Origin of the sequence: Acidovorax facilis (assembly GCF_050626955.1) — a bacterium.
Classification (GTDB): Bacteria; Pseudomonadota; Gammaproteobacteria; order Burkholderiales; family Burkholderiaceae_C; genus Acidovorax; species Acidovorax facilis.
In genome coordinates this window covers 4,231,998-4,247,485 of record NZ_CP192460.1, presented here as the reverse complement: position 1 = coordinate 4,247,485, position 15,488 = coordinate 4,231,998, and the positions used below count along the sequence as shown (strand labels likewise).

At 62.6% G+C, this 15,488-nt stretch carries 16 protein-coding genes; 14 read left to right on the top strand and 2 right to left on the bottom strand.

The window, feature by feature from the left end:
* Positions 1–221: 221 nt before the first annotated feature.
* The gene (locus ACQ4MJ_RS19465) at positions 222–1,772 is read left to right on the top strand and encodes a tetratricopeptide repeat protein (RefSeq protein ID WP_218301220.1); all 1,551 of its coding nucleotides are present in this window, start codon (positions 222–224) and stop codon (positions 1,770–1,772) included.
* Between the two features lie 74 nt (positions 1,773–1,846).
* Here ACQ4MJ_RS19465 and ACQ4MJ_RS19460 read toward each other — a convergent pair whose 3' ends face one another.
* Positions 1,847–2,977: a magnesium transporter CorA family protein gene (locus tag ACQ4MJ_RS19460; RefSeq protein ID WP_121421994.1), complete on the bottom strand. Its 1,131-nt coding sequence runs from the start codon at positions 2,975–2,977 to the stop codon at positions 1,847–1,849.
* A gap of 58 nt (positions 2,978–3,035) precedes the next feature.
* Complete coding sequence (gene hemB, locus ACQ4MJ_RS19455; protein ID WP_431151584.1) at positions 3,036–4,043, bottom strand: porphobilinogen synthase; 1,008 nt, start codon at positions 4,041–4,043, stop codon at positions 3,036–3,038.
* Positions 4,044–4,368: 325 nt separating this feature from the next.
* Here hemB and ACQ4MJ_RS19450 point away from each other — a divergent pair, with 325 nt between their 5' ends.
* The 13 genes from ACQ4MJ_RS19450 to rplW all read left to right on the top strand — a co-directional run bounded on the left by ACQ4MJ_RS19450 (position 4,369) and on the right by rplW (position 15,487).
* Positions 4,369–4,797 (top strand): CopD family protein, encoded by a 429-nt coding sequence (locus tag ACQ4MJ_RS19450; protein WP_121507830.1) that lies wholly within the window; start codon positions 4,369–4,371, stop codon positions 4,795–4,797.
* A gap of 12 nt (positions 4,798–4,809) precedes the next feature.
* Complete coding sequence (locus tag ACQ4MJ_RS19445; RefSeq protein ID WP_431151585.1) at positions 4,810–5,907, top strand: VanZ family protein; 1,098 nt, start codon at positions 4,810–4,812, stop codon at positions 5,905–5,907.
* Positions 5,908–5,962: 55 nt separating this feature from the next.
* A complete protein-coding gene (locus tag ACQ4MJ_RS19440; protein ID WP_121421997.1) occupies positions 5,963–6,322 on the top strand; it encodes a (2Fe-2S) ferredoxin domain-containing protein in 360 nt (119 codons plus the stop codon).
* A 96-nt stretch (positions 6,323–6,418) separates the two neighbouring features.
* Positions 6,419–7,072 carry an alpha/beta hydrolase gene (locus ACQ4MJ_RS19435; RefSeq protein WP_431151586.1) on the top strand — a complete coding sequence of 218 codons (654 nt, stop codon included), beginning with the start codon at positions 6,419–6,421 and terminating at the stop codon, positions 7,070–7,072.
* 119 nt (positions 7,073–7,191) lie between these two features.
* Positions 7,192–8,361, top strand: coding sequence for a D-alanyl-D-alanine carboxypeptidase family protein (locus tag ACQ4MJ_RS19430; RefSeq protein WP_121421999.1), 1,170 nt, complete (start codon positions 7,192–7,194; stop codon positions 8,359–8,361).
* A 259-nt stretch (positions 8,362–8,620) separates the two neighbouring features.
* On the top strand, positions 8,621–8,998 hold the full coding sequence (gene rpsL, locus ACQ4MJ_RS19425) for a 30S ribosomal protein S12 (protein WP_007851137.1): 378 nt from the start codon (positions 8,621–8,623) through the stop codon (positions 8,996–8,998).
* Between the two features lie 172 nt (positions 8,999–9,170).
* The gene (gene rpsG / locus ACQ4MJ_RS19420; RefSeq protein WP_005798541.1) at positions 9,171–9,644 is read left to right on the top strand and encodes a 30S ribosomal protein S7; all 474 of its coding nucleotides are present in this window, start codon (positions 9,171–9,173) and stop codon (positions 9,642–9,644) included.
* 151 nt (positions 9,645–9,795) lie between these two features.
* Positions 9,796–11,898, top strand: coding sequence for an elongation factor G (fusA, locus tag ACQ4MJ_RS19415; protein WP_055401687.1), 2,103 nt, complete (start codon positions 9,796–9,798; stop codon positions 11,896–11,898).
* A gap of 222 nt (positions 11,899–12,120) precedes the next feature.
* Positions 12,121–13,311, top strand: coding sequence for an elongation factor Tu (gene tuf, locus ACQ4MJ_RS19410; protein ID WP_056642984.1), 1,191 nt, complete (start codon positions 12,121–12,123; stop codon positions 13,309–13,311).
* Positions 13,312–13,337: 26 nt separating this feature from the next.
* Complete coding sequence (gene rpsJ, locus ACQ4MJ_RS19405; RefSeq protein ID WP_005796953.1) at positions 13,338–13,649, top strand: 30S ribosomal protein S10; 312 nt, start codon at positions 13,338–13,340, stop codon at positions 13,647–13,649.
* Between the two features lie 232 nt (positions 13,650–13,881).
* Entirely contained in the window at positions 13,882–14,556 is a 675-nt protein-coding gene (gene rplC / locus ACQ4MJ_RS19400; RefSeq protein ID WP_055394981.1) for a 50S ribosomal protein L3, read from the top strand.
* Positions 14,556–15,176 carry a 50S ribosomal protein L4 gene (rplD, locus tag ACQ4MJ_RS19395; RefSeq protein WP_008906425.1) on the top strand — a complete coding sequence of 207 codons (621 nt, stop codon included), beginning with the start codon at positions 14,556–14,558 and terminating at the stop codon, positions 15,174–15,176. The genes rplC and rplD overlap by 1 nt, the downstream gene beginning before the upstream one ends.
* Positions 15,173–15,487: a 50S ribosomal protein L23 gene (gene rplW / locus ACQ4MJ_RS19390; RefSeq protein ID WP_010467173.1), complete on the top strand. Its 315-nt coding sequence runs from the start codon at positions 15,173–15,175 to the stop codon at positions 15,485–15,487. Before rplD ends, rplW begins: the two co-directional genes overlap by 4 nt.
* The last annotated feature ends 1 nt before the right edge of the window (position 15,488 follow it).

Genomic DNA, 15,488 nt, shown 5'->3' with positions numbered 1-15,488 from the left:
TAAACGATTGGCCCGCATCCCCCAGGGGATGCGGGCCTTTTTGCGTGGGCCGCAGGCCGGCCAGGTGGTTCATTACAGAAATGTCATGTGCACGCAATCCCGCTGTCAGGCGTGCATTTCTATTCTTCAAACCTGTCCAAAGCAGGGGGTGTTTGCCAGTTTGCGTGCCAAAAACCGCTCAGGTGTGCCGCCCCCGCAACACATATTGAAGAGAGCCGAGCATGCGCAGACAAGACATTCAATTGCTGACCCTGGCCCGCCAGGGTGATCCCGCCGCCCGCAGCAAAGCGGGCCGACGTTACCTGGTGGGGGGCGACGGCTTCCCGCGCCATGTGGCCACGGGGATCGAGTACCTCTCACATCCCAGCGTTCGAGAGCTGCCAGAAACCGCGTGTGCCATTGCAGAGAGTTTGCCGCTGCAGGATTTGCTGGACCTGAAACAGGAAGATGCATTGCACAAGGCTGCCGCTGCGGGAAGCCCCTTGGCGCAGTTCAAGCTGGGCGTGTGGATGGCGTTGACGCGCAGCTCCGTCACGGCGGGGCAGTCGTGGCTGGAGACTGCCGCCGCAGCCGGGCACGTCGAGGCCTGCCAGGTCATGGCGGCCGTGGAAGGTGCACGTTCGGACCGCGCCCTGGAGGCGATGGTGGAATCGATCCAATCCAGCGCCGCAGTGGACGTGGTGCAGGTCGCGGTGATCGCTGCGCGCCAGGCGCGTGAAGAAGGGGGACTGGACCAGCTGGTCGATTGCCTGCGGGTGGCGCTGATGGTGGCGCCGCGCTTGACACACGCCCTGTCGGATCTGGTCGTGGCGGCGGTCTTGTGGGCCGAGCGCGAGAAACACTCCTTGCGCGGGCTGGCACCTGACCAGATTGAGGCCAGCCTGGAGCTGGCTGTCGTACGCGGGGATCGGGACGCTGCGTGCCTGCTGGGCCGTGCGCGTTGCGGAATTGACAGCGGCACGCTGGCGCCAGCGCGGCTGGCCACGTCGCTGAACCTGCGCAAAGGCGTGGCCTTGTTGTTGCGCGCTGCGGACGCGGGCCGGGACGATGCATGGCTTGCCTTGTACGCGACGCATGCAGACCACCGCTCGTCGGTATCCAACCCGCAGATGGCCCGCTTCTTCCTGGAGAAAGCGGCAATGGCCGGGCAGTCCGAGGCGCAGCGCAAGCTGGGGGCTTTGATACTGCGCGCGTCGAACTCGGTGGTGGAGTCGGAGCAGGCCATTGCGTGGCTGCATGCCGCTGCCAACCAGGGCGATGCGCACGCGCAGCGCCTGTTGGGCTCACTGGTGCTTCCGCTGCAGGGGAGTGAATCCGTGGCGCGCGAGGCGATTGAGCAAGTGCGTCAAGCCGATCCCTGGCTGGCCGTGCGGCTGACGCTGGCGCGCGACTTCGGTTTGACCAAGCTGGAAGCCTTGAGTGTCGACCCCGTCGAGGGCCGTCGGCCATGGGGTTTGCTGGTGGGGCAAAACCCGTTTATCGCGCAGGCCCGTTTGTCCGCACCGCGTGCCGTGCCGGCATTGACGCCCCTGGCGCTGCAGAACCTGGCGCGCGCGGCAGCATTGTTCGAACAATCGCGCGGTGACGGCAATGCCTTTGAGGGGGATCTGCGCCGCCGCTCGGTGCGCCAGCGGCGGGTATTTGAACGCCTCCATTTGTCCGAAGACCTCTTTTTTGCCACCGCTTCCTCGCGCAGGCTGGAGGCCTTCCGTCTGGGGCCGAAATGGGCTTTTCGCGCACGGCAACCACTGGCCCTGGCATTGGCGGGTTGACGGCTGCGTGGACCCTGGTGCGAAGAATGTCTGACTGGGAGAGCTTCGTCAGCTGAGTGCCTTCGTGAGCACGGTCACCTCGTCCTCGCCAGATACCGCTTGCGCCAGAACAGCATCACCAGCGACAGGGCGATGAAGACCATCGAGCCCAACGCCCACCAGAACCCATCGGCCTTGTGGATGAGCGGCAAGAACTCGAAGTTCATGCCGAAGATGCCCGCTATCAGATTGAGCGGCAGGAACACGGCGGTGAGCGCCGTGAGCGTGCGCATGATGTCGTTGGTGCGGTTGCTCTGCACGCTGAAATGCATCTGCACGGCGGTTTCGGTGCTCTGCTCCAGCCGCCGCACGTGGTGCACCACGCGCTCGATGTGCTCCAGCACGTCGCGGCTGCGCACCTTGAGCAGGTCCAGCTCGCGCAGGCCAGCCGGGGTGTCGGGCAAGGCCCAGGTTTCCAGCGCATCGATCCAGTCCTGCACGGCGGTGCGCTGGTCTTCGCAGATCTCGTCGAGCTTGTGCAGGGCCAGCCGTGCTTCCAGCAGCGAACTCCAGTTCACATACCGCGCCCGGGGCTTGAGCAGCTCGTTTTGCCAGTGGTCGAGCTGGCGCGTGAGTTCGCGGCGCAGGTCCAGATAGCGGTCCACCATCATGTTCACCACGCGCAGCATCAGGTCGGCCGGGCTGGCGGGAACGCGGGCGCCGGGCACGGGGCTGCTGCGGCCTTCGGTGCCGTTGCTGGTGGGTAGCGATGCCAGCAGACGGGCCGCATAGGCGTCGCGCACTGCGCAGTCTGCGGGGTGTACGGTCAGCAGCAGCTGGTCGAACACCGCAAACCCCACCGGGCTGGTGTCGATGCGGCGCAGCACCGGTGGGCCGCTGCGTTTGAGTGGGCTGGCGGGGCTATCACCTTCCACGGGCGAGTCGACGGTGTCGCCCTGCGCGGTGGCCAGGCGGCGAAACACCAGCAGGTCATATTGCGAGGTGTAGTCGTAGTGCGAGGGCAGCTGCGCGTTGAGCAGGTCGGACACGTGCAGGTCCACCAGCTGCAGCCCCACCAGGGTTTGCAGGCGTGCCTGGATCTCGGCCAGCCGCGCCTGGAAGGCGGGGCGCCCGCAGGCGATCCAGACAAAACCCTGGGCGGGCATCTGAGCGGGCAACGCGGTCAGCTCCTGCACGCCGCCGTTGTGGATGTGGAAGATGCGCATGAACCCGGTTTTGAATGAAAAGTGCCTCTAGCGCTTGTCCATAAAGCGCTAGTAGCTATTATTTTGTTAGCAAGCGAGCCGCGTCGCGCGCAAAGTAGGTCAGCACGCCATCTGCACCGGCGCGCTTGAAGGCCAGCAGGCTTTCCATCATCACGGCGTCGTGGTCCAGCCAGCCATTGGCGGCAGCGGCCTTGATCATGGCGTACTCGCCGCTGACCTGGTAGGCGAAGGTGGGCACCTTGAACTCGTCCTTCACCCGGCGCACGATGTCCAGGTACGGCATGCCGGGCTTGACCATCACCATGTCCGCGCCTTCGGCGATGTCGATGGCCACCTCGCGCAGGGCCTCGTCGCTGTTGCCGGGGTCCATCTGGTACACATTCTTGTCGGCCTTGCCCAGGGCGCCACGCGTGCCCACGGCGTCGCGAAAGGGGCCGTAGAAGGCGCTGGCGTACTTGGCGCTGTAGGCCATGATGCGGGTGTGGATATGGCCCTGCACCTCCAGCGCCTCGCGGATGGCGCCGATGCGCCCGTCCATCATGTCGCTGGGCGCGACGATGTCCACACCCGCCTCGGCGTGCGTGAGCGCCTGGCCGGTGAGGATCTCCACCGTCTCGTCATTGATGATGTAGCCGGTCTGGTCCAGCACGCCGTCCTGGCCGTGGCTGGTGTACGGGTCCAGTGCCACGTCGGTCATCACGCCCAGGCCGGGGAATTCCTTCTTCAGCGCCCGCACCACGCGTGGGATCAGGCCGTCGGGGTTCAGGGCCTCTTTGCCGTCGGGCGTCTTGAGCGACGGGTCGATCGCCGGGAACAGCGCCAGAACCGGAATGCCCAGCTTCACGCAGTCTTCGGCCACGGGCAGCAGCAGGTCCAGGCTCAGGCGGTCCACGCCGGGCATGGAGGTCACTGCCTCGCGGCGCTGGCTGCCTTCATGCACAAACACGGGGTAGATCAGGTCGTGCGGCGTCACAGCGTTTTCGCGCACCAGGTTGCGGGTAAAAGCATCGCGGCGCAGGCGGCGCGGGCGGTTCTGGGGGAAGGGAGCGGGGCTTTGGAGGTGCATCGCGAGATTATCTCCCTGAGCCGCTGCGCGGCTCCCTCGGGGGACGCATCCCTGGACCGGCGAAGCCGGATCCACGGGTGCACTGGCATGGGGCGCGCCGGTTTCAAACATCATGGCGACGCCTTCTCACCTTGGAAAAGCCGCTTGTAACACCCGATGCCCGGTGCTAAATTGGCGCCGGGCGGCTTGCCGCCCCCCGCTTTCCCTCCCTGAGCGGGGCCTCGGGTTGCAGCGATGCAAAACAGGCTTTCCCGGCCCGGCGGATTTGCCGGGCTTTTTTTTGGTGCGGCCTCGTGTGGCCCGCACGGGCCCTTAAACTGCCTCCATGCTCTGGGTCAAAGCCTTTCACATCGTCTTCGTGGCCAGCTGGTTTGCTGGCCTTTTCTATCTACCGCGCATCTTCGTCAATCTGGCGATGGTGGCGCCGGGCTCAGCCGCCGAGCGCGACCGCCTGCTGCTCATGGCACGCAAGCTTTTGCGCTTTACCACGCTGCTGGCCGTGCCTGCGCTGGCGCTGGGCCTGTGGCTGTGGATGGGTTACGGCATCGGCTGGGGCCCCGGCAATGGCTGGATGCACGCCAAGCTTGCGGTGGTGCTGCTGGTGATCGGCTACCACCACGCCTGCAGCGTGGTGCTGCGCAAGCTGGCCGACGGCACCAGCCGCAGGAGCCATGTGTGGTTCCGCTGGTTCAACGAGGCTCCCGTGCTGATGCTGGTGGCCGCCGTCGTGCTGGTAGTGGTCAAGCCGTTCTAGGCCCGCACGCAGGTGCCCAAGACCTCCGCCTGGCCTCTCGCGCTGATCTATACAGCGCTCATCGTCTTTGCCAGCCTGTTCCCGTTTGACGGCTGGCGCGCCCAGGGCATTGACCCCCTGGTCTTCCTGCTGGCGCCGCTGCCCCCGCCGTACTGGACGGGTTTTGACATCGCCACCAATGTTGTGGGGTATGCCCCGCTGGGTTTTCTGCTGGTGCTGGCCATGCTGCGATCGGGCTGGGGGCGGGGCGCGGTGCTGCTGGCCACGCTGGTGGGCATGCTGCTGTCACTGGTCATGGAGTTCCTGCAGATCTACCTGCCCCGGCGTGTGCCCTCCAATCTGGACTTGCTGCTCAACGCGGCGGGCACCCTGGCGGGGGCGCTGAGCGCCGCGCTGCTGGAGCGCCTGGGCGCCATCGACCGCTGGAGCGATTTCAAGGGCCGCTGGTTTGTGCAGGACGCCAGCGGCGCCATCGTCCTACTGGCGTTGTGGCCGCTGGCGCTGCTGTTCCCGGCGGCGGTGCCGTTCGGGCTGGGGCAGGTGCTGGAGCGGCTGGAAGCGGCGCTCATCGAGGTGCTGGCCGACACCCCGTTTCTGGACTGGCTGCCGCTGCGCGAGGCTGCGCTCGACCCGCTCTCGCCCAGTGGGGAGCTGCTGTGTGTGACGCTGGGCCTGCTGGCCCCGTGCCTGCTGGGTTACTGCGTGATCCGCCATGTGGGGCGGCGGGCGCTGTTTGCCCTGGGTGTGGTGGCCGTGGGCGTCACGCTCACCGCGCTGTCGGCCGCCCTGAGCTGGGGTCCCGTGCATGCCTGGGAATGGATGGGCCTGCCCACGCGCGTGGGCGTGTGGGGCGCGCTGGCGCTGGCGGTACTGCTGCTGGCCTTGCCTCGGCGTGCCTGCGCTGCCGTGCTGCTGGTGGCCCTGGTCTGGCACCTGGCGCTGCTCAACCAGGCGCCCACCAGCGCCTACTTTGCGCAGACGCTGCAGATCTGGGAGCAGGGCCGGTTCATCCGCTTTTACGGCCTGGGCCAGTGGCTGGGGTGGCTGTGGCCCTACGCCACGCTGATCTACGTGGTGTTTCGGGTGTCGCGCAAGGAAGGCTCCTCCTGAGTCGCATTCAGCGCCGCGACGGCGTCATGGACGCGTGGGTTCGTAAAATGCAGCCATGAGCGACACCACCCCCGCACCGGCCGCAGCGCCCGGCTACTACCAGCGCCACATCTTTTTCTGCCTGAACGAACGCACCAACGGCGAGGACAGCTGCGCCCACCACAACGCACAGGCGGGTTTTGACCGCTGCAAGGCCCAGGTGAAGGCGGCTGGCCTGGCGGGGGCCGGCAAGGTGCGCGTGAACAAGGCCGGCTGCCTGGACCGCTGCGCGGGCGGCCCTGTCGCGGTGGTCTACCCCGAGGGCACCTGGTACACCTATGTGGACGCGGCCGACATCGACGAGATCGTCGAATCGCACCTCAAGAACGGCCAGGTGGTGGAGCGCCTGGTCACACCGGCGGAACTTGGCCGCTGAATACGCCTCCATCCGTCTCGTTGTTTTTCTTGAATGATTTTGGCTGCTAGCGCTTTTCCATCATGCGTTAGCAGCTATTAAATTGGTAGTAAACCCGTGAATGCCCAGACCGAACGCCTGACCCTGTCCGGCCCCGCAGGCGCCATCGAGGCCGTGTGTGACGCTGCCACGCTGGCCGACGGTGCTGCTGCGCCCCGTGGCGTGGCCATCATTGCCCACCCCCATCCGCTGTTTGGCGGCACCATGGACAACAAGGTGGTGCAGACGCTGGCGCGCGCCTTTGTACAGTGTGGCTGGACGGCCGTGCGTTTCAATTTTCGCGGCGTGGGCGGCACCGAAGGCGTGTACGACGAAGGCCAGGGCGAGCTGCAGGACCTGCTGGCCGTGGTGGAGCAGGTGGCGCCCGCTGCCGCTGGCCAGCGGATTGCGCTGGCGGGATTTTCGTTTGGCGCATTTGTCACCAGCCATGCGCTGGCCGCCCTCTGGCCGCAGGGTCGCGTGGACCAGGCGGTGCTGGTGGGCACGGCAGCCAGCCGTTTTGCCGTTGCCCCGGTGCCGCCCGATGCCCATCTGCGCACCCTGGTCGTGCACGGCGAGCACGACGACACTGTGCCGCTGGCCGCTGTGATGGACTGGGCGCGGCCCCAGATACTGCCTGTCACAGTCATTCCCGCAGGGGGGCATTTCTTTCACGGACAATTGCCGCTTCTGAAAAATCTGGTGGTGCGCCACCTGCAATCGCAAGGCTGAGCCACCCCAGCCTGCGTCTGACTTTGGGTTGGCTTCAGCCCGCCCCTCCTGGTCGCCTCCCAGCAGTTTCTGCTGTTTCTTTTTCCTCTTTTCCGAGCCTTTCCAGCCCCTTATTGCCCATGAAACGAATCCTGTCCGCGCTGCGATCCCTGGCCGTCTTTGCTGCCGTGGCCCCTGCCGCTTTCGGCGCCTATGCCCAGGCGCCCCAGCCTCCTGAAATTGCCGCGCGCACTTATATGCTGGTGGACGTCACGGCCAACCAGGTGCTGGCCGCCAAGGACATTGACGCGCCGGTGGAGCAGGCTTCGCTCACCAAACTCATGACGGGCTACCTGGTGTTTGACGCGCTGCGCGCCAAGAAGATAACGCTGGACCAGAAGCTGCCCGTGAGCGTGCGCGCCTGGAAGATGCCCGGCTCGCGCATGTTCATCGACCCCAAGATGCAGGTGCCGGTGGAAGACCTCATCAAGGGCATGATCGTCCAGTCCGGCAACGATGCCACGGTAGCGCTGGCCGAGGGCGTTGGCGGCACGTACGAAAACTTCGTCAAGCTCATGAACGACCAGGCCAAGGCCCTGGGCATGAGCGGCACCAGCTACAAGAACCCCGAAGGCCTGACCGAGCCCGGCCACCTCACCACGGCGCGCGACCTGTCCGTTCTCGCCACGCGCCTGATGAAGGATTTCCCGGAGTACATGCACTACTACTCCACCAAGCAGTACAGCTACCCCGGCACGCCCGCATCGAACGGCAGCAATCGCAATTCCCTGCTGTTCCGCGATCCGACCGTGGACGGCCTCAAGACCGGCCACACCGCAGCCGCAGGCTACTGCCTGGTGGCCACGTCCAAGCGTGAATTCCCCGGCGTGGGCCAGCGCCGCCTGCTGTCCATCGTGCTCGGTGCTGCCAGCGAAAATGCGCGCGCCAACGAAAGCCAGAAGCTGCTGAACTGGGGCTACACCGCGTTTGAAGCCGTCAAGCTGTTTGACGCCGGCAAGCCCGTCGCCACGCCCGCTGTCTGGAAGGGGACAGAAAACACCCTCAAGATCGGCCGCGATGAGGCCATCGTGGTGACCGTGCCCGCAGGCAGTGCAGGCAAGATCACCACCCAGATTGCGCGCCCCGACCCGCTGGTTGCTCCGTTCACCAAGGGGCAGTCTGTGGGCACCCTGAAGGTGCTCTTGGGCGAACAGGCTGTGGCGGAAGTGCCGCTGGTAGCGCTGGAAGGCGTGGAACAGGCGGGCATCCTGGGCCGCGCATGGGATGCCATCCGGCTCTGGATAAAGTAGCAGGAACATCCCCCTCAGGCGCTGCCGCGTCTTCACCCCCTTCCCGAACAGCGCAGCCATTCGGGAAGGGGGTATCGCCAGCGCGGCGGTTCTGGCTGGCCGCGCGCTTTCGGCGGCTTTTGGTCTCCATCTTGAGCCTGGGTTTCCGAGGAAAACCGCGTAGCGCTTGCCCGTTCAAGGCCTTGCTGCTACATTAGAAGGCTTTTCGGAAATTCCGAAGGGTTTCACGTTTTCGTTTTTTACGTTTAGGGACGTATTCATGCCAACCATCAATCAACTAGTCCGTCAGGGGCGCGAGGTCGAAAAGATCAAGTCCAAGAGCCCTGCGATGGAAAACTCTCCCCAGCGCCGCGGCGTGTGCACCCGTGTGTACACCACGACGCCTAAGAAGCCTAACTCCGCTCTGCGTAAGGTTGCCAAGGTGCGCCTGACCAACGGTTTTGAGGTCATTTCCTACATCGGCGGTGAAGGCCACAACCTGCAAGAACACAGCGTGGTGCTGGTTCGTGGCGGTCGTGTCAAGGACTTGCCCGGTGTGCGTTACCACATCGTGCGTGGTTCGCTCGACTTGCAAGGCGTGAAAGACCGCAAGCAGTCGCGCTCCAAGTACGGTGCCAAGAAGCCCAAGGCCAAGTAAGCCCTGCGCTTTTGCACAAAAGAATTTTCGGTGCTGTCTCCCGCGTGGCGCGGTGAAGCAGCGTAGTGGCCCCAAACGCAGGTGTTCTGCGCGGGTCGAGTAAGTGGGAGTCCTTGATTGGCTCTCGCGGTGTCTGAAAAGATGCCAACTGAAGCAAAGATAGAGGTAAAAAATGCCACGTCGTCGCGAAGTCCCCAAACGTGAAATCCTGCCGGATCCCAAGTTCGGCAATGTAGAGCTGTCCAAATTCATGAACGTGATCATGGAAGGCGGCAAAAAGGCGGTTGCAGAGCGCATCATTTATGGCGCCCTGGAACTGATCGAGAAGAAGCACCCTGACAAGGACCCGCTGGAAGCCTTCACTGTTGCCATCAACAACGTGAAGCCCATGGTCGAAGTGAAGTCCCGCCGCGTGGGCGGTGCCAACTACCAGGTGCCTGTGGAAGTGCGCCCTGTCCGTCGTCTGGCTCTGTCCATGCGCTGGATCAAGGAAGCCGCCCGCAAGCGCGGTGAGAAGTCGATGGCCCAACGCCTGGCCAACGAGCTGCTGGAAGCCACCGAAGGCCGTGGCGGCGCCATGAAGAAGCGTGACGAAGTGCACCGCATGGCCGAAGCCAACAAGGCATTCAGCCACTTCCGCTTCTAAATCGACGAACTGCCCTCGTCGCCAAGCGCAAGGCTGCCGGCAATTTTGCCTGCAGCCTTGTGGCGATTGAGGTGGTCACAAAATTGACGGGTCGCAGCGCCACAATGCTGGGCCCTTCCCCTGAATAACACGACCCATCCAAGGATCCACCATGGCTCGCAAGACTCCCATCGAGCGCTACCGCAATATCGGTATCTCGGCCCACATTGACGCTGGCAAGACCACGACCACCGAACGTATCCTGTTCTACACGGGCGTGAGCCACAAGATTGGCGAAGTGCACGACGGCGCTGCCACCATGGACTGGATGGAGCAGGAACAAGAGCGCGGCATCACGATCACCTCGGCTGCTACGACCTGCTTCTGGAAGGGCATGGACAACTCCTACGAGGAGCACCGCTTCAACATCATCGACACCCCCGGTCACGTGGACTTCACGATCGAAGTGGAACGTTCGATGCGCGTGCTTGACGGCGCCTGCATGGTGTACTGCGCCGTGGGTGGCGTGCAGCCCCAGTCGGAAACCGTCTGGCGCCAAGCCAACAAGTACAAGGTGCCTCGCCTGGCCTTCGTGAACAAGATGGACCGTACCGGTGCCAACTTCTTCAAGGTCTACGAGCAGATGAAGCTGCGCCTGAAGGCCAACCCTGTGCCCGTGGTGATCCCAATCGGCGCCGAAGACAAGTTCACCGGCGTGGTCGATCTGCTGAAGATGAAGGCCATTCTGTGGGATGAAGCCTCGCAGGGCATGAAGTTCACCTACGAAGAAATTCCAGCCGACCTGGTCGCATCTGCCAAGGAATGGCGCGAGAAGATGGTGGAAGCCGCTGCCGAAGCCTCCGAAGAGCTGATGAACAAGTACTTGGAAGAGGGCGACCTCTCCGAAGCTGAAATCAAGTTCGGCCTGCGTACGCGCACCATTGCCACGGAAATCCACCCGATGCTGTGCGGCACCGCGTTCAAGAACAAGGGTGTGCAGCGCATGCTGGACGCCGTGATCGACTACCTGCCGGCACCGACGGACATCCCTGACGTGACGGGTACCGATGAAGACGAAAACCCCGTCACCCGCAAGGCGGACGACAGCGAGAAGTTCTCGGCCCTGGCATTCAAGCTGATGACCGACCCGTTCGTGGGCCAGCTGACCTTCGTGCGTGTGTACTCCGGCGTTCTGAGCAAGGGCGATACCGTCTACAACCCCATCAAGGGCAAGAAGGAACGCATTGGCCGTATCGTGCAGATGCACGCCAACGAGCGCCAGGAAGTCGAAGAAATCCGTGCCGGCGACATCGCTGCCTGCGTGGGCCTGAAGGACGTGACGACCGGTGAAACGCTGAGCGACATCGACTCCCAGATCATTCTGGAGCGCATGGTGTTCCCTGAGCCTGTGATCACCCAGGCCGTGGAACCCAAGACCAAGGCTGACCAGGAAAAGATGGGCATCGCACTGCAGCGCTTGGCTGCAGAAGATCCATCCTTCCGCGTGAAGACCGACGAAGAATCGGGCCAGACGCTGATCGCCGGTATGGGCGAGTTGCATCTGGAAATCATCGTGGACCGCATGAAGCGTGAATTCGGCGTGGAAGCCAACGTGGGCAAGCCCCAGGTGGCCTACCGCGAAACCATCCGCAAGACGGTGGAAGAAGCCGAAGGCAAGTTCGTGCGCCAGTCCGGCGGTAAGGGCCAGTACGGCCACGTCGTGCTCAAGATCGAACCTAACGAAGCCGGCAAGGGCATCGAGTTCGTCGACGCGATCAAGGGTGGTGTGGTTCCTCGCGAATTCATCCCGGCCGTGGAAAAGGGTATCAACGAAGCCGTGACGCAAGGCGTGCTGGCCGGCTACCCCGTGGTGGACGTCAAGGTCACGCTGCACTTCGGTTCGTACCACGATGTGGACTCGAACGAACTGGCGTTCAAGATGGCTGCCATCTTCGGCTTCAAGGAAGGCTGCCGCAAGGCCGGCCCGGTCATTCTGGAGCCCATGATGGCTGTGGAAGTGGAAACGCCGGAAGACTACGCTGGTACCGTGATGGGTGACCTGTCCTCTCGCCGTGGCATGGTCCAGGGCATGGACGACATCCCGGGCGGTGGCAAGGCCATCCGCGCTGAAGTGCCGCTGTCCGAAATGTTCGGCTACTCGACCTCGCTGCGCTCCGCGACGCAAGGCCGCGCTACGTACTCGATGGAATTCAAGCACTACAGCGAAGCGCCGCGCAATGTGTCTGAAGCCATCATGGCTGCACGCGCCAAGTAAGCGCGTCGAGTGAAAGGTCTGCCCTGGGCAGGTCTTTCCTCTTTGTTTTTGAGTCAGATTGGCTGCTAGCGCTTGTCTATAAAGCGCTAGCAGCTATTAAAACAGTAGCAAAATTCTTGCAATCTGCGACCCGGTGCCGTCCTGTTGCCCTGTGCGGGACGAACCAGCAATCGGGTGCAGACGTTAAACCCCAACACAGGCATTGCTCTTTGGAGATTCAAAATGGCAAAAGGTAAATTCGAACGGACCAAGCCTCACGTCAACGTGGGCACAATCGGCCACGTGGACCATGGCAAGACGACGCTGACGGCAGCCATCGCTACCGTGCTGTCTGCCAAGTTCGGCGGTGAAGCCAAGGCATACGACCAGATCGATGCAGCGCCCGAAGAAAAGGCCCGCGGTATCACGATCAACACCGCCCACGTGGAATACGAAACGGCCAACCGCCACTACGCCCACGTGGACTGCCCTGGCCACGCCGACTATGTGAAGAACATGATCACCGGCGCAGCCCAGATGGACGGCGCTATCCTGGTGTGCTCGGCTGCTGACGGCCCCATGCCCCAGACCCGCGAGCACATCCTGCTGGCTCGCCAAGTGGGCGTGCCTTACATCATCGTGTTCCTGAACAAGTGCGACATGGTGGACGACGAAGAACTGCTCGAACTCGTCGAAATGGAAGTGCGCGAACTCCTGGACAAGTACGACTTCCCAGGCGACGACACCCCCATCATCCGTGGTTCTGCCAAGCTCGCCCTGGAAGGCGACAAGGGCAAGCTGGGTGAAGAAGCCATCATGAAGCTGGCTGAAGCGCTGGACACCTACATCCCCACGCCAGAGCGCGCTGTGGACGGTGCCTTCCTGATGCCCGTGGAAGACGTGTTCTCCATCTCCGGCCGTGGCACCGTGGTGACCGGTCGCGTTGAGCGCGGCATCATCAAGGTCGGCGAAGAAATCGAAATCGTCGGTATCCGCGACACGCAAAAGACCATCTGCACCGGCGTGGAAATGTTCCGCAAGCTGCTGGACCAAGGTCAAGCTGGCGACAACGTCGGCCTGCTGCTGCGCGGCACCAAGCGCGAAGACGTGGAGCGCGGCCAAGTGCTGTGCAAGCCCGGCTCGATCAAGCCCCACACCCACTTCACCGCTGAAGTGTATGTTCTGAGCAAGGACGAAGGCGGCCGTCACACGCCCTTCTTCAACAACTACCGCCCTCAGTTCTACTTCCGCACGACCGACGTGACCGGCGCCATCGAGCTGCCAGCCGACAAGGAAATGGTCATGCCTGGTGACAACGTGTCGATCACTGTGAAGCTGATCAACCCCATCGCCATGGAAGAAGGTCTGCGCTTTGCTATCCGCGAAGGCGGCCGTACCGTAGGCGCTGGCGTCGTGGCCAAGATCATTGCTTAATCCATAAGCAGAACAAGGAACTTGCCATGTCCAAGCAAAAAATCCGCATCCGCCTGAAGGCGTTTGACTACAAGCTGATCGACCAGTCCGCTGCCGAGATCGTTGACACTGCCAAGCGCACCGGCGCCATCGTCAAGGGCCCCGTGCCCCTGCCGACACGCATGAAGCGTTTCGACATCCTGCGCTCGCCGCACGTCAACAAGACCAGCCGCGACCAGCTCGAAATCCGCACGCACCAGCGTCTGATGGACATCGTAGACCCAACGGACAAGACCGTTGACGCCCTGATGAAGCTCGACCTGCCTGCTGGCGTGGACGTCGAAATCAAGCTGCAGTGATGTAGCGACGGCCGTTGTGAGGTGGGTCCGCCCACCTTGCAGTGTCTGAAATAACGCGAACTTGCTTGAAAAAGCAGTTCGCGTTATACTTTAGGGCTTCGCTCAATTTGTGCCTGTTAAAAGGTGTGCATTGGCGGAGTTTTATTAACCTTCTTTCATACACGCGGGCGAGAGCTTGCGGAAACGCTGCAGCCAATTGAAGTTGTGGCGGTGAGAGTTTTGGAGAAAACCAATGAGTCTGAGCAACTCCCTCGGGTTGCTGGGTCGCAAAGTGGGCATGATGCGTCTGTTCACCGATGATGGGGACGCAGTGCCTGTCACGGTGGTGGATGTGTCCAACAACCGCGTTACCCAGGTCAAAACCCAAGAGAACGATGGCTACGTGGCCTTGCAGGTCACGTTTGGTTCGCGCAAAGCATCGCGCGTAACCAAGCCAGAAGCCGGCCACCTTGCCAAGGCAGGTGTGGAAGCCGGTGAAATCATCCAGGAATTCCGCGTCACTGCTGATACCGCTGGCAAATATGCCGCAGGTGCAGCTGTGCCCGTAACCGATGTGTTTGCCGTGGGCCAGAAGGTCGATGTGCAAGGCACTTCCATCGGTAAGGGTTACGCCGGTACCATCAAGCGTCACAACATGAGCTCGCAGCGCGCGTCGCACGGTAACAGCCGTTCGCACAACGTGCCTGGCTCGATCGGTATGGCACAAGACCCCGGTCGTGTGTTCCCCGGCAAGCGCATGACGGGCCACCTCGGCGATGTCACCAAGACCACGCAAAACCTCGATGTCATCCGCATCGACGAAGCGCGTCAACTGCTCTTGATCAAGGGCGCTATTCCGGGCTCCAAGGGTGGGTTCGTGACGGTGCGTCCAGCGGTCAAGGCCAAATCTTCCAAAGGAGCGAACTAATGCAGCTCGAACTCCTGAATGACCAAGGCCAAGGCGCGTCCAAGCTGGATGTTCCTGAAACCGTGTTCGGTCGTGAATACAACGAAGATCTGGTGCACCAGATCGTCGTGGCCTACCAGGCCAATGCACGCCAAGGCACTCGCGCCCAGAAGGACCGCGAGCAAGTCCGTCACTCGACCAAGAAGCCTTTCAAGCAAAAGGGTACGGGTAACGCACGTGCAGGTATGACTTCCTCGCCACTGTGGCGTGGGGGCGGTCGGATTTTCCCGAACATGCCTGACGAAAATTTCACGCAGAAGATCAACAAGAAGATGTACCGTGCCGGTATGTCTGCCATCTTGTCGCAGCTGGCCCGCGAAGGCCGTCTGGCTGTGGTCGACTCGCTGAAGCTTGACTCCCCCAAGACCAAGGTCCTGGCCGACAAGTTCAAGGCGATGAACCTGCAATCGGTGATGGTGATTGCCGACGAAGTGGACGAAAACCTGTACCTCGCTTCGCGCAATCTGGTGAACGTGCTCGTCGTTGAGCCCCGTTACGCCGATCCCGTGTCGCTGGTGCGTTTCAAGAAAGTGCTCGTCACCAAGGGTGCAATCGACAAACTCAAGGAGATGTTCGCATGAGCACACTCAAGTTTGACGAAGGTCGTCTGATGCAAGTGCTGGTCGCTCCCATCGTGTCCGAAAAGGCCACCATGGTTGCTGAAAAGTCCAATGCTGTGACGTTCAAGGTGCTGCAGAACGCAACCAAGCCAGAAATCAAGGCCGCTGTGGAATTGATGTTCAAGGTCGAGGTCAAGGGCGTCTCTGTGGTGAACACCAAAGGCAAGACCAAGCGTTTTGGCAAGACCATCGGCCGCCGCGACAACGTTCGCAAGGCATACGTCACGCTGCAACCAGGTCAAGAGCTGAACCTCTCTGGGGAGGCCGCGTAAT